The sequence below is a fragment of the Saccharicrinis sp. GN24d3 genome, assembly GCF_052400645.1.
Taxonomy (GTDB): domain Bacteria; phylum Bacteroidota; class Bacteroidia; order Bacteroidales; family Marinilabiliaceae; genus Saccharicrinis.
In genome coordinates this window covers 23,027-37,374 of the sequence record NZ_JBQTGI010000039.1, presented here as the reverse complement: position 1 = coordinate 37,374, position 14,348 = coordinate 23,027, and the positions used below count along the sequence as shown (strand labels likewise).

Here is a 14,348-nt window from a genome sequence, read left to right as displayed (position 1 = left end):
TTTTTTTGACGCTTTTTTGACAATTTATGAGCCTGAGGACAAACCGTTTTTTGGGTGGGTAAGCTCCGTTTTATCTAGCAATATTTCAATTCCAGTATGGTGCGATTAGTAGCTTGGAAAGTAGTTATCTTCTGACCAATACTCTCATTTCAATTCCAGTATGGTGCGATTAGTAGCAAGACAAAAGAGGTCACACTGCCTAACCTGGTGAATTTCAATTCCAGTATGGTGCGATTAGTAGATCCATAGCAGTCAAATGTATCACACTTCCATTCAATTTCAATTCCAGTATGGTGCGATTAGTAGTATCAATCGAGTTATTAAGAAATATATGAATAAGATATTTCAATTCCAGTATGGTGCGATTAGTAGTTACAAAACAATCAAAAAAGCGATACAGACCCAAATTTCAATTCCAGTATGGTGCGATTAGTAGAGCAGTAACCTTGCAGCGAATTAAGGCAAATATGCGTAATTTCAATTCCAGTATGGTGCGATTAGTAGTAGCACGTGGAAAGGTGATAAGCTATGCCTATAAATTTCAATTCCAGTATGGTGCGATTAGTAGTTCTTCGTAAGTTCGATGTTCAGTTGTTTTTTTCATTTCAATTCCAGTATGGTGCGATTAGTAGTCCATACGCAACCTACTAATACTTTTATTTTATCTCATTTCAATTCCAGTATGGTGCGATTAGTAGTTGTCGGTTTCGTATTCCCTGTTTATAACCTTTCATTTCAATTCCAGTATGGTGCGATTAGTAGTATAGTTATGCTCTATGGCATATAGATCATATCCTCATTTCAATTCCAGTATGGTGCGATTAGTAGAACCAAAATCTAACACACTTACGGCCATTTATATTATTTCAATTCCAGTATGGTGCGATTAGTAGCCTGCTGTTGGCCCCGTTACCCTTTCTTTTCAAAAATTTCAATTCCAGTATGGTGCGATTAGTAGCCTATACAGCTATTATTTTAGTTATTTATATAATTAAATTTCAATTCCAGTATGGTGCGATTAGTAGTCCAACATGTCAGCTCCACATGTGACAAGGTTGATATTTCAATTCCAGTATGGTGCGATTAGTAGACCCCCTTGGCCAGTATTGCACAACCCGAATCATTATTTCAATTCCAGTATGGTGCGATTAGTAGGAGCACTAAAAATAAAAAAGTGGCTACAATGGCAAATTTCAATTCCAGTATGGTGCGATTAGTAGGCATCGATGTGGTAGTCTCTACCATCCTTAATCAATTTCAATTCCAGTATGGTGCGATTAGTAGACTTTTCGCATCCAAATATAATACCACAACAATTTACATTTCAATTCCAGTATGGTGCGATTAGTAGGAAATAACCTTTGAACCCGCCGAAATCAACCCAATTTCAATTCCAGTATGGTGCGATTAGTAGCCCGTTCGTCCCCTGCGTTCAAGTCAGCTATACCGGATTTCAATTCCAGTATGGTGCGATTAGTAGACCCCCTTGGCCAGTATTGCACAACCCGAATCATTATTTCAATTCCAGTATGGTAACGTTTTGAACCAACACCATATCCATTTGAAATTTATTTCAATTCCAGTATGGTGCGATTAGTAGACTTCATTTATGTGAGATTGGGAACTCTCAACATGAAAATTTCAATTCCAGTATGGTGCGATTAGTAGTTGCAAAAATGAATTCGACGATACCTTTTAACTCCATTTCAATTCCAGTATGGTGCGATTAGTAGTCCGTATGTATGTATTTTGTTTCCAGTATCCCCAATTTCAATTCCAGTATGGTGCGATTAGTAGGTTCAGGTCAAAGAACTGCATCAGGTCGTCAACGACATTTCAATTCCAGTATGGTGCGATTAGTAGCATTCCTCTACCGCTGAGCTATAAGGGCTTATTACATTTCAATTCCAGTATGGTGCGATTAGTAGAAGGTAATTAACAAACTTCGTGAAATTGGCAAAACTATTTCAATTCCAGTATGGTGCGATTAGTAGCGATGGCAAAATTTGAACGATTAGATATTGGTGCAGTATTTCAATTCCAGTATGGTGCGATTAGTAGCCATTTTCGAACCCGATGATGGAATTGAAATATTATATTTCAATTCCAGTATGGTGCGATTAGTAGCAGCATTTGTGCTAGTTGTTTAAAATATTTTTTTGCTATTTCAATTCCAGTATGGTGCGATTAGTAGCAAGAACTTTGTGTGCAATACTAAGCAGGTTTTATAATTTCAATTCCAGTATGGTGCGATTAGTAGCTCTTGACTTTTTAACCTCATCTATAAGGTTAAGTTATTTCAATTCCAGTATGGTGCGATTAGTAGTCCTGTTCCCATAAAACTATCATAAACAACACTATTATTTCAATTCCAGTATGGTGCGATTAGTAGTGCGGTATATCTGTTTACTATGACATATTCGATATGCATTTCAATTCCAGTATGGTGCGATTAGTAGAGCGAAATCGCTTTTTATTGGGGATAAAAAACTAGGATTTCAATTCCAGTATGGTGCGATTAGTAGCCTTCTACTTCATATTTAAGCAATGCCTTCTCAAATTTCAATTCCAGTATGGTGCGATTAGTAGCAAGAGCATCATGATTGCCTACACAAACCCTTGCTTCATTTCAATTCCAGTATGGTGCGATTAGTAGGTCGGATGTGGCGCCCAACCATTTTTCTATAATCAATTTCAATTCCAGTATGGTGCGATTAGTAGTCCGACATCTAAGTCTGCGTTTGAGGTCTTCGTTATTTCAATTCCAGTATGGTGCGATTAGTAGCTGTGTTTGCCTTTGTTTTCAAAAAAGAATTGCCATTTCAATTCCAGTATGGTGCGATTAGTAGGTTTGGGGATTTCGCACAGGCAGCGGCCGATTTCAAATTTCAATTCCAGTATGGTGCGATTAGTAGTTTCTTCAATTTTCAGCGTAGCTCCTATGCTTCTTAAATTTCAATTCCAGTATGGTGCGATTAGTAGATTTTAAAACGGCAAATCATCCTTTCTTCCTAATTCATTTCAATTCCAGTATGGTGCGATTAGTAGTTGCTTTTGTCCTCTTACAACTTCTTCGATAAATCCTATTTCAATTCCAGTATGGTGCGATTAGTAGTGAGGTGCCAGACGAAAATGCTATACAATGGAAATATTTCAATTCCAGTATGGTGCGATTAGTAGTAGAAATATGGTTCAGGGTATTCAGATCGGCTTTCCCTATTTCAATTCCAGTATGGTGCGATTAGTAGCCGTTCCACAACCTCAAAAAATATATTGGTCCTGAACGGTTTACGAAGATAGAAATTTTGATCTTGGCATACAATAGTTGTCGATGTGCAATGCCATAAAAATACCAGGGTATCGACAACGTTTGTTCTTGGTTGATATTCAGTATGTCAAAGAACGTTTTGGTTAAATTTGTTTTCTTTGTCAATAAATTTAACCGCGTAAATCAGAGAACGACAACTTAAAATTTAAAGAAAATTGCTTAAACTACTGCGTTCTTTTCCTATGATTTCTTTGTCGAGCCACTTCTCCTGGCGGGTTTTAAAAATAATAAAACTATCCTCGTCTTCGTCCATAATATTTTGAGCGGCTATTTTTAGTTCTTCTAAACGGGCTTCGGTTATTTCTCCTTCAAAAACCGAGTTTTGTATCCAGTTTAAATACCGGCGGCAGAGTTTCAACATTTTCCCTACCCGCTTTTGTCCGCAATCGTATACAGCAATTACATACATTACCAGTACATTTTAAAAGGTTTGTATTCTTCAATCCCTAAAATATGCTTTGCCAACTTGTAACATTCTAGTTTTATCAAGTGTTTGTAGCTAATGTTCCTGTTTAAGCTGCGGTGCTTTAGGGTTTCGGTGAGGCGCGTTTCCCATGCCTGCACAAACTTTTTCCGGCCTTGGGGTTTTAGCAATACCGCGTTCAAATTGGGTTCAAAATCATTGGCTTGTATCTCGCGTTTGTTCATGACCTTGAATATGACACGGTCGACCAATATGGGTTTGAAAATTTCGGCGATATCCAGCGATAGCGAGAAACGGCGTTCGCCCGGTTGGTGCAGAAACGAAATAAGCGGGTTGAGTTGTGTTTGGTGAATCGCACGCAAACATTGACTGTAGCACATCATGTTCCCAAACGACATCAGCGCGTTGACTTCGTTCTGTGGAGGACGGTATGAGCGTCCGGCCATTTCAAAATTATTCAGGATAAGGTTAAAAGCTTCGTAATAGTTCTTGCGGATATTGCCTTCGATGCCCATCAGTTCGTCGATTTCTGTTGCTTGCGAAATATGATTGCTGTGCCCTTCGATTATTTCGATAATATCGGCAAGGTCTTTTCCTCGCTTGTCGTAATAACGCAGGTTTTTGACCATATTATAGCTGGCGCCTTCCAATATACGTTGGGCTATCAGCAAGCGTTTATTCTTGTTCTTGTGAAAATCGGTTTGTGCCAGCAATACCTTTCCCGATAGCAGCGCTTCCCTCGGCATAAACGAGCCGGTATAGTTTTCGTAATAATCGAAAAAATGAACGGGAATTTGCTGCTGCCCCAAAAAATTGTATAATGCCGAATTGGCATCAAGGTTCCCCAGACAATATAACTCATCCACATTCTCAACGGGCAGGTAACGCGGTTTTTGTTCATTGCCGTCTTCGTCGTAAGGTGTAAACTTTAAAGTATTGTCGCGCCGCTGCAAGCGACCGGGATTAAATAAGTAGTAAGTTTTTTTCATAGTTCCGTTTCGTTGGCATAGCAAAAATCAAAGTAAGAGCAGTTTTTGCATTTAGGTTTTGAAATACGACCGGGGCAGTTTTCTGCCTGAATAATGTTTTCAATCTCTTGTTCGGCTTCCTTAATATATTCGCGGTCGGGCTCAGTAAGTAACACCTCCTGTGTTTTTCTGAGTTTAGGGTACTCAAGCAGACCGGTGGCATTTATCCTATTTTGCTCAAGCACGTACAGATAATACTTTACTTGTAGAATGTGAGATTCTTCCTTTTTGTCCGATTTTTTAATTTCATGAACTACGTTGTTTTTCGAATCGAAGTAATCGATTTTTATGCCTTCAATGGCAATTTCTTTAAAACGTTCGCTACGTTGTTTGTAACTGTTTTCGTGGATGAGTTTGCCCTGGTAAACAGCATCGGAAGTATGCTCCATATTTATATCGTTGGCAAAAAGCCAGAGCTTGCGGTGGCAAATGAGGTAGTAGTTGAAGTGGGTGCCGGTTGTTTGCATTTTTAGATTGATTAACGATTAAATTAGATTATTGATATTAAAAATAGAAAGATCAATCTCCCCAATCTTTATTAAAATGGCAATTCGCAGTCATTATCCAGAGGTTTACTATTTTTTTGAAGTTCTTGATAAATATTTTGTCGAATGTGGTCTTTAAGGCGTTCTCTGTAATAGTCGCACCAAATTTTACACTGATTTGAAGTGTTGATTAAAGCATTAAAATTTGCAAACGGCTCCTTGCTTTCGAGGACACAAAGGAGTTCTTCCGAAAGGTTTTCATCTTCGTTGCTTTCCGAAAAACGGGTCATTATTTCCATTTGCTCATTGTTGTTGAAAGGTTCGAAAACATAGCATTCCTTCCAGTTTTTATGTTTCAAATCAGCCTGCTTTTGTTTTTTCGGAGATTTTAAAACCGATTCAATTTCCAGTGTTTCGGCATTTAAGTAGCAAACACAGTCTTTTTCAATTTCTTTTATAACTCGTTCTATCAGTTGCAAACCAAATTTTTCGGGTAGCTCGTATGCATCCCAGTCTTCGCCGCAATCGCAATATTCGCCATAAGGGCAGGTCATTGGGTCACCGGTGCAAAGTTCCAGATCCATGCCCGACGATGGTAAATACTGAACCGGGTGTTGCCAGTTGGTGGTTAGTACTTCGTAAAGCCATTCGGGAGGAATGTCATTGGGAGTGTCAACCAAATCAATTTTTAGCGCCTCGAAAACTCTAAATATGGCTGTATTTACCGCTTCCCATTGTCCGCCAACCAATTGTATTATTTCCGGAAAAGCTTCCTGCTTAATTCCGGTTAGTTCCTCAATAGTTCGGTATGGAACCAGAGCAAGTTCGGCAATTTCAGGTTCTTCTTCTAAATGCGGAGGAGCCTCAATATATGCAGCATTAGGAGGGTTTTGGACTACCGCTTCCAAATCGGCCACTAATTGGTTGATGTAGTTTTGCATGAGTTGGTTACTTTTGTTGAATACCATTTTCTTGGGATATTAAATTTGGTAATACGCGTAATAAAAATCGCAAAGTGTTTCGTGAAATCCCCATCCCGTATCGCACGCATCTTCAGTAATTTTATAAGCCCTGTCCTGAAAATGCTCAAGTATTCCTTCTGTTTGCATCAGCCCCAACACTTTGCCAAACATGTTTTCCATACTGTTGTAAAACGGTTCATTTATGTCGTCGTAATCGTTGGTGAACTGTACCCCTGCTTCAACATAAAACAGCATTAAATCAGCCAACGATTCAGCCGGAATGCCAAGCTTCTTCACTTCGGAAACAGCTTTACGGGCTACGGACAAACGCATTTTAGGTTCGCCACGTGATGGATAAAACTCATTTTCTATTTGTTTTTTGTACTTCGCAACAACAGCTTCAACATCGTTGTTTAAATACAATAGATGATACTCCTGAACCGATGGGTATTTTTTGTCCAACTCTACAATGTGTTTTATTAGCTCCTCTTTTGTGCTGGTGCTAAGGTGTTTTTTTAGTCCTTTTGTTGGCATACTGTTTTGTTGTTTGTTGTTTGCGTTTTTGTTAACTTACCTCTGACAGAGTTTTGAACTCTGTCAGAGGTTGGTAATGATTAAATTAGAAATTCTTCTCCTTCCAGTTTTATTCCATAATTAAATGAATAACAGTTTAAATCTATTTTAGAAAGCGAATAGTAGTTTTTTTCGTTCCCTAACATAGGCTTTGTTTGCCCCGATTTTAATCTAACCTGAACAATCTGATTTGACATTGATTTCAAATGAGATCTAATTTTGTTCTTTTGAAGTCTTAGTAACGATTGATCTGCTTCAGATTTCAATAAATCAATTAATTCACTTTGTAACTCTAGTAAAATCTCAAACTTTTCATCGCTGTGCTTACGAGGGACATAAAATTGCATTTCTTCACCAAAAGCTTGTTTATCTATCAATCTAAATTTTCCAATTTTATCATATTGACACTCTTTGATATCTGTAATAAAATTTAGTTTTACCTGTGGGGATTTTTGTTCATGTTTGGCAAAGTTCAGTTCCGATTGAATTCGATAAAAAAAGTCTTGTTGAACTGAGATTAATTCTTTTTCCTGATATTGATTTTGTTGGAAAGATTGCTTCGTAAAAGAAAGTAACTCACTGTCTTTTCCCCTGTAAATCAATTCGGCTCTTAATTTTCCTTTATTCTTAAGTTTGAACAAGATAATCTTACCTAGTCCATCAAGCTTTCCATTTCTATTGCATCTTCCTGCAGACTGTACTATACTAGACACTGTTGTGAAATCTCTGTATACAATTGGAAAATCGATATCGACGCCTGCTTCAATTAATTGTGTTGAAATAACAATTAACTTTTTTTTCTGCTTTAGTCTTCTTTTCGCCAGATATATCTTCAAATTCCTGTGCTGAGGAGTAAAATGCGTATTAAGCAGTAATAATTCTTCACTTTCTAAATCCTCTTTGAGCAAACTGAATAAATCCTTGGTGTCATCAATAGTATTTAAGATTACCAGCACAGATTTATTTTCAGATAAAACCTGATCTTTCAATTCTTTTAGTTCAACTGGAGAATTATTGTAGTCGACAAAATAGCGATTAAACAAATCATGATTAAAATATGATAGTGGCAATAATGAATATGGGATCTTGTAATCGGGAAATAGCTCTAAAGCAGCATTATTATTCCTAGGTAATGAAAAATTGGGTTGTGTTGCTGTCGAAATAACAGCATAACTATCAAATTTGCTACAGAATTTATTCAGGTAAGCAACGAAAAATCCATACAACCTTGGGGGTAATGATTGAATCTCATCTAATAAAAAAATACAGTTTAAAAAGTTTGGCAACTTCAAAAGCTCCGCATTCTTATTACTCAATATCGTTTCGAAAAAACGCACAAATGTAGTTATCACAAAAGGATATGCGAAAGTATTCTGCTGAAATTCCAACACGTTGGCTTCTAAAATTTTCTCTTGTGTTGGATTTGAATCTAACTCTTTTTGAATAGATTCGAATCGGTCGTTTTCTGATTTTGAGTCAATACGTTGTACAAATTGTTCATTGCCTTTAAATATTTTTAAAACTTCTGATTCAACTTGCTCTGTTATTGAAAGAAAGGGAAGTCCATAAATAATTCTTTTGGCGCCTTTGTTTTGAATAATTTCTGACGCCAAAGAAAGCATCATTAATGTTTTGCCTGAACCTGTAGGTGCTGTCAATTCGAAAATACGATTGCCTTTCCGTATACCATTCCGCATATTCTCAATAGCATGTTCACGAATGGATGTTCGTAGTTTATTTAAATCAGAATCTTGTTTCAGCGCCATTAAATATGAATTGAGCTGATTAGGGAAAATTTTAGAGAAAATCTCAATATCCTTCTTCTGCTCATCTATAAAATTATCAAACTTGGCAGCATCTGCTTTATCGGCATGGATCAGACACGCAAAGGCATGTTGATTCTTCAAGAAAAAATCTAACGGCTTAACATTTTGGTCGGATTTAAAATAAAGCGAATTTAATAACGCATCCTTTTTTGACTTATCTATAATGAAACTTGTGAAATCTTCCAAATTATAAAATTGACTTACAAACTGATGAAACGGAATCGATTCATTTGTTTCCAAGAAATCAAAAACTTGCCCCAGTTCTGTTTTAGATAAAATACTTGCTCCCGTATTGCCATAATCAGAAGGTGATAAATCCGGGAGATTACCATGATGCTTTGCAAGTAAAACTAAAATGGCAATTATATCATTTTGCTTTGGCATATCTCTGAGCAAATTGTTTAATAACTCAAAATTCTTTCTGGTACTACAAAATGCAAAATAAAAGACAATTGCCGACAAATATGAATGATGGGAATAACCTTGATTATTTAATTCAGGACGTAATTTAGCCTGAAAATTAGGATTCATTTTACCTAAATCATGCAAAATAGCAACCAACTCAGCAAGTTGTGAGTTGGTAAGCTTTTTTACATTTGCTAAGACCCCCTGTACGTGCTTTATTAAAGGCTTCTGAGGATGAGAATAGTATATGTTTAAATGAGACACCATCTTTCTGACGAGTTTGAAGTATTAAATTCAAAATATTCCCCTTCAACTGATAGTTGTTGGCTAGCATCAGGATAAACTATCTCTACATATTTATCAGGATGATTCCACATATCATTATCTTGAAAAGTAGGAACTCGATCGAATCCGATCCTAAATTCGCCAGATATATCATGTAATTCATACCCCTTGCTACACACAAACCCTTTCGTTTTAAATTTCCCATTTCTTACAACCAAGAAATTACTTTCCGAAATAAATTCCAATTCGGCGGGACAGTTATGCCAGCCTAAGATTGGTGTGTAAACTGCTTTTTCTTCCTTCACATATGATGAGAATTTATCAAAGATATCTAAAGACCTATCGGAGCGAATTGCAAGTGTTACAATAAAACTAGGAGACTTGAGAAATTCAAAATACTTAGGCGATCCTGATGAAACAGGTTCATAAGCTGATTTACTCGTAAATCCCCAAGAGACTTTTTTAGGATTTTTTTCCAATTGGACGCCATAAAGAAGATCCTCTGATAATTGAGGGAACAGTTCTTTCATGTCATCTCGTTCAATGCCAATAACAGCTCCGATCATTCCAATCAGAGCTGTTTTGGTAATAATATCGTGAGACAATGGATTGTTATTGGTTTCTGGTTTTTTGAAATGCGCCCAGTTACCTTTTATTCTTAACTGAATCCCTTTCATTTCTTCTCATTTTCTTTTGTATTGTTTGATTTAAAGCTCATTATTTTGAATTTCTTTCTCCACTTTTCGTGTTGTTCCTTTATTTCTGTTTGAGCCTTATTATTTTGTTCATCACCAGAAGAGCTGTCTTCATCGTTTTTTTCAGGTTTAACCTTTTTACCAGTCAATGCTTCTTTAATACAATCTAATTCTGTGTAGTAGTTAACACACTCAACTTTATCTTTTTTTACTTCCTCAAATAATTTAGAAAAATCGAAATCAAAATCATCCATACTACGAAGTTGTTCTCCTTTTTTTCCGTCTTTCTTTTTTATTTTTACAAGACGATCAACCCCATAGATTTTTTGATTACTCTCCTTATAAACTATTTCTAATAGCAAGAGTGAATCTTGACCAACTTTTGTACGCGAATGAGAAGTACCCTCTCCTGATGTTCCGTACCATAAACCTTCGTACATTAATATTAAATCCGGCTCAGACATACCCGTTTTTTCTGCTACTTTGGGATTAATCCAACCATGAATCTGCATCAAAGAATAGGGTACAACGCTTGTAGTACCAATAGAGCCCTGTGTCTTGTCTTCTTTAGAAGTAAAGTGTGTTGTGTTTTGGTGCATTCGTAAATTCACCTCATTCAATGATGGATTTAAGAGAGCAAACTGAACTGGTCCAGTAAATTGCACATGACCGTTTGTACATGCAATTTCTTTACCTTCTGTATTTTTAATTTTAATGTCTTTTGCTTTATCTGCTAAAGTCGAGATTCCACCAAATAGTCGAACATCGATTTGTGTTTTCAAAATTTCTCCAATATCAGTCAATCTATCGGGATTTCTATTTTCGCCTTTAGCAATTGCTGTTAAAACACCTTTAGAGTCAGTTTTACCTGCACTGGATTTATCAGTAACATAAATAGATAATCCTTTAGTTTCCTCTAAGTATGTTCTTATAAATCGTTTAATACGCACATCACTTACAAGTATCTTCCTTGTTTCTTCATCAATACGCTGTTCTCCTGTAAAAGGATCTCCGTTAGGAGTGTTATAAGTTGTTTCGTAGAAAAATAGAATCTCTGATTTTTTTGTAATTGTTTTTGTTTCACTCATTTTACTAATTTTTTATTGTTTATTTTCTTGGATTGTTTCTAGTATTTCCGTTAGCTTTTGTGTTTCACTAGCTAACATTTCACTGTCTTTAATTGCGGCTATCAATTTTTCGATTGTTTTTACAAAGCTGGCTACTTCATCTCTAGCCTCGTATTTATAGTATCCTTCAAAAAAACCAAATGCAAGTGCATTTTCATCGTAATCATTAGGCACCATATCAGCAAGATCTCCTCTAATAGATGCAGAAACCTGTCTGGTGAAATTTTTATCGTGCAGCACAAGCTTTTCGTCAATTTCATTTAAGAATTTTCGGCACATTTCTAATGTTTTAACTCTTCGAGACAATAAACCTACGTAGCTCTTTTCAAACGAACCAATAGCATTTTTTAATGGCTTAGCCATTTTGCCCATTTCTACGCCAATTTTATAACTGGCAGATCCTGTTAATTTCATATATCTATCGTTTTTAGAATTTTGTATTTTGTATAAAAATTGGAGTGCATATCTTAACCGTGTAAAACACCCCGTTTTATCATCTGATCTTGCTGCCAATTCGACCTTTCTAATTACATTGGGTAACAACATTTCATCACTATAGTAATTTTCAGAATAAATCAGAGGAAGAGTTTTTATCAGATGACCTTTGTAGCCATTATTTGATTTTATTATTGCAGTTCCTTTTTTATCATCATAGAAGTAGGAACCCATAATATCTAAAAGACTATTTTCTATTTTAAAATAAAATTCTTTTTCGCTATTTGTTTCCTTTTTCCAATTTTTAGAAAGTTCTATTGAAATATTTTCAATTCTAGTACCAATACGATATAATGTGCTTTTATCTAACCCTGAAATTTCTATCATATCATTAACAGTATTTCCACTAGTGTCGGCGAAAACAAAATCAAATCGAGTAAATTTTATTGTCTTATTATCAAAGAAAGGAATCAAGGGCTCAGCTGTCAGTCTTCTTTCATCTTTCTTTTCAAAGAAGAACTCATCGAATTCTTTAACAGAAAACTGCTCTCCTTTTGTAACAACAGGATAAACAAACAATGCGATGTCTGTATTTTTTAATGTTCTAAACCTTTTATTAAGTATAGCTTCAGTGTAAAGAAAATCTTCAAATTGATCTTTTGATTCAAAATAAAATGATTTTTTGCGAGCAGATAAAGTGAATTTCGGAGTCTGGACATCATTATTCGTATTTCCTGAACACAATGTCCGATAAATACTTTTATGCGGTACGACATAAGATTTACCATTATCATCATTTATAGTTTCAATCAATTCTGCGTTAAGCTTATTTGTAATAAATTGAAATGGTTCTTTGAAATGATACCAATGCTTACCACCTTCAAATTCAAAATGAAGAAATACCTTATGATTTGCGTATTTTAAAAGCTTGTTTTTCGATGCTTCTGATAAATCCTCAAAAGTGTTATCTTTTTTTACTATTTTTTTTAATGACTTTTCATTTGTTCGAATTAGCCAACCTAAATATTCTTCCTTTACTCGAGTTTCATCCTGAAAAAGCTCTTCGATTACCTCTGTTTTATTATTCTCAATATAATCTTTAACCAAAGGGGCATATCGTAATATCAATTCAAACTCATTTAGACTTTCTCCATAAGAATTATTAAACTTTGAAAGTTTAAATTCCTCCCATTGCTCTTTTAATTTACTAATGATCTTTTCGAAATACTGTTGCTTATTCAAGAACTTTTTAGGAATTTTTACTTTATTCTCTTTATCGTGATAAAGCTTTGCAATTAGCTTTGAAATGGTTTCGTAATCTTTGCTCTCAATATCAGGTATCCCTTTCATCATTTCTATTGATGTATTTAATAAGAATTCATCCCTAATACTGTTTAACACTTTTCGTCCGTTTTTATAAGCACTCTTTTCTCCTTTTTCTAAAGTATAATTTCCAAAATCATCAACTTTCTTAAAATTGCCAGACTTATCGAAAGAGCTTTTTCGAGAATAAAATATATCTCCAAAAATGTATTTTAGCGGACTACTATCGCTTGATGTTTTATATAGCAGATAGTATAGTTTATCCCTTTTGTTTTCTGGAGTAATTCGCATTTTGTTCCAGTCAAAAATAAAATTGCCAGAAACAGGAATAGTTATAAAAATTAGTGGATCATCCTCTTTGTCCACTGGTGAAGGTTTTACATACTTGTAATATTTCAGAGAGTTTTCTGAATTACGAAGAACATGACCTATTTGTAATATTGTTTGTAAACTCATTCATTAATATTTTTAATTTTTCTATTCACCATCGACAGCGGTGCCAACGGTTCTATTTCCAAAATCACCTTTTCAGTTAATTGGGGCGGTGCTTTTAACAGTGAAATATTTATTTTATCCATAACTACTTATTTTAATCTGACCTTTCAGGCCGCATTTGCTTGTTTGTTATTCTTTGCCCAAGGCCTTGCCATTGGTTTGAAATCATTATGCCTTTCAGGCAATTTATTGGCGTTGTTAATCTTCATTATTTTTTGTCATCAATTGCTTTCCTTAATTTAACCTCTGACAGAGTTTCAAACTCTGTCAGAGCTGTAAATTCTTATTAAAATTCCAACCAATTTTCTAGGTCTCTAAAATCCATTTTTTCGCCATGAGCGGTATTAAAATTCGCTTCAGTATCGAACCAGCCAATAGTTTCATCGCGTTTGAGTTTTGTTGGTTTTACAGAAATACAACTTAAATACGACGACCAAGGATATTCCAAAGGGTGTTCACAAAAGCCATGACGAACTGGATTATTGTGGATGTACAACACCAGTTTTTTTAAATAATGCATATTGTCAACCTGCTTCCGTTTAAATGGTCGTTCAAATAAAGGGCCGCGGGCTTTAATCCATTTGTTAAACGATTGGGCATAGGCATTAAAAAGTTTTGCGAATTGTTGAGAGGGTGTCCCAATTTTTATTGGTTTGTCGTTTTTACCTCTGACAGAGTTCGGAACTCTGACAGAGGTATCGGAGATAAATGCAACAATCTCATCTTCCGACTTAATCCTTACCACAAAATGTACATGGTTAGGCATTAGCACCCACGCATAAGTATCGGCAACCGGAAAAATATGCTTGTCGTATAAATGCAGGAAAAACGCATAATTCTCTGCTTCCTTAAACATATTTCGGTTACCCACTCCGTGCGAATAGATATGGTAAAATTTGCCGTATTGTAATTTTTCGGGATTCATGTTATTTTTTGTTATCCTTAATTCTGACAGAG

Annotated in this window: 11 protein-coding genes and 2 CRISPR repeat arrays; all 11 genes read right to left on the bottom strand. The window is 35.5% G+C overall.

Annotated features, from left to right (window positions below; all coding sequences use genetic code 11):
* Positions 1 to 82 precede the first annotated feature (82 nt).
* A CRISPR array of direct repeats spans positions 83 to 1,480; the repeat unit is 30 nt; unit sequence ATTTCAATTCCAGTATGGTGCGATTAGTAG.
* 89 nt (positions 1,481 to 1,569) lie between these two features.
* Positions 1,570 to 3,248: direct repeats of the CRISPR family, unit length 30 nt; unit sequence ATTTCAATTCCAGTATGGTGCGATTAGTAG.
* Positions 3,249 to 3,473: 225 nt separating this feature from the next.
* The 11 genes from cas2 to ACT29I_RS24185 all read right to left on the bottom strand — a co-directional run bounded on the left by cas2 (position 3,474) and on the right by ACT29I_RS24185 (position 14,316).
* Complete coding sequence (gene cas2, locus ACT29I_RS24235) at positions 3,474 to 3,737, bottom strand: CRISPR-associated endonuclease Cas2 (RefSeq protein WP_444794678.1); 264 nt, start codon at positions 3,735 to 3,737, stop codon at positions 3,474 to 3,476.
* Complete coding sequence (cas1b, locus tag ACT29I_RS24230) at positions 3,737 to 4,741, bottom strand: type I-B CRISPR-associated endonuclease Cas1b (protein ID WP_430936607.1); 1,005 nt, start codon at positions 4,739 to 4,741, stop codon at positions 3,737 to 3,739. The genes cas2 and cas1b overlap by 1 nt, the downstream gene beginning before the upstream one ends.
* Complete coding sequence (gene cas4, locus ACT29I_RS24225; RefSeq protein ID WP_444794677.1) at positions 4,738 to 5,247, bottom strand: CRISPR-associated protein Cas4; 510 nt, start codon at positions 5,245 to 5,247, stop codon at positions 4,738 to 4,740. The genes cas1b and cas4 overlap by 4 nt, the downstream gene beginning before the upstream one ends.
* A gap of 71 nt (positions 5,248 to 5,318) precedes the next feature.
* Positions 5,319 to 6,206 (bottom strand): UPF0158 family protein, encoded by an 888-nt coding sequence (locus ACT29I_RS24220; RefSeq protein WP_444794676.1) that lies wholly within the window; start codon positions 6,204 to 6,206, stop codon positions 5,319 to 5,321.
* A gap of 39 nt (positions 6,207 to 6,245) precedes the next feature.
* On the bottom strand, positions 6,246 to 6,761 hold the full coding sequence (locus tag ACT29I_RS24215; RefSeq protein WP_444794675.1) for a DUF6155 family protein: 516 nt from the start codon (positions 6,759 to 6,761) through the stop codon (positions 6,246 to 6,248).
* 80 nt (positions 6,762 to 6,841) lie between these two features.
* Positions 6,842 to 9,298: a CRISPR-associated helicase Cas3' gene (cas3, locus tag ACT29I_RS24210; RefSeq protein ID WP_444794674.1), complete on the bottom strand. Its 2,457-nt coding sequence runs from the start codon at positions 9,296 to 9,298 to the stop codon at positions 6,842 to 6,844.
* Positions 9,283 to 9,993 carry a CRISPR-associated protein Cas5 gene (cas5, locus tag ACT29I_RS24205; RefSeq protein ID WP_430936617.1) on the bottom strand — a complete coding sequence of 237 codons (711 nt, stop codon included), beginning with the start codon at positions 9,991 to 9,993 and terminating at the stop codon, positions 9,283 to 9,285. Before cas5 ends, cas3 begins: the two co-directional genes overlap by 16 nt.
* On the bottom strand, positions 9,990 to 11,099 hold the full coding sequence (locus ACT29I_RS24200) for a type I CRISPR-associated protein Cas7 (RefSeq protein WP_430936619.1): 1,110 nt from the start codon (positions 11,097 to 11,099) through the stop codon (positions 9,990 to 9,992). Before ACT29I_RS24200 ends, cas5 begins: the two co-directional genes overlap by 4 nt.
* A gap of 12 nt (positions 11,100 to 11,111) precedes the next feature.
* A complete protein-coding gene (locus ACT29I_RS24195) occupies positions 11,112 to 13,352 on the bottom strand; it encodes a hypothetical protein (RefSeq protein ID WP_430936621.1) in 2,241 nt (746 codons plus the stop codon).
* A complete protein-coding gene (locus tag ACT29I_RS24190) occupies positions 13,349 to 13,474 on the bottom strand; it encodes a hypothetical protein (protein WP_430936623.1) in 126 nt (41 codons plus the stop codon). The genes ACT29I_RS24195 and ACT29I_RS24190 overlap by 4 nt, the downstream gene beginning before the upstream one ends.
* 203 nt (positions 13,475 to 13,677) lie before the next feature.
* On the bottom strand, positions 13,678 to 14,316 hold the full coding sequence (locus ACT29I_RS24185; RefSeq protein ID WP_444794673.1) for a transposase: 639 nt from the start codon (positions 14,314 to 14,316) through the stop codon (positions 13,678 to 13,680).
* Positions 14,317 to 14,348 lie beyond the last annotated feature (32 nt).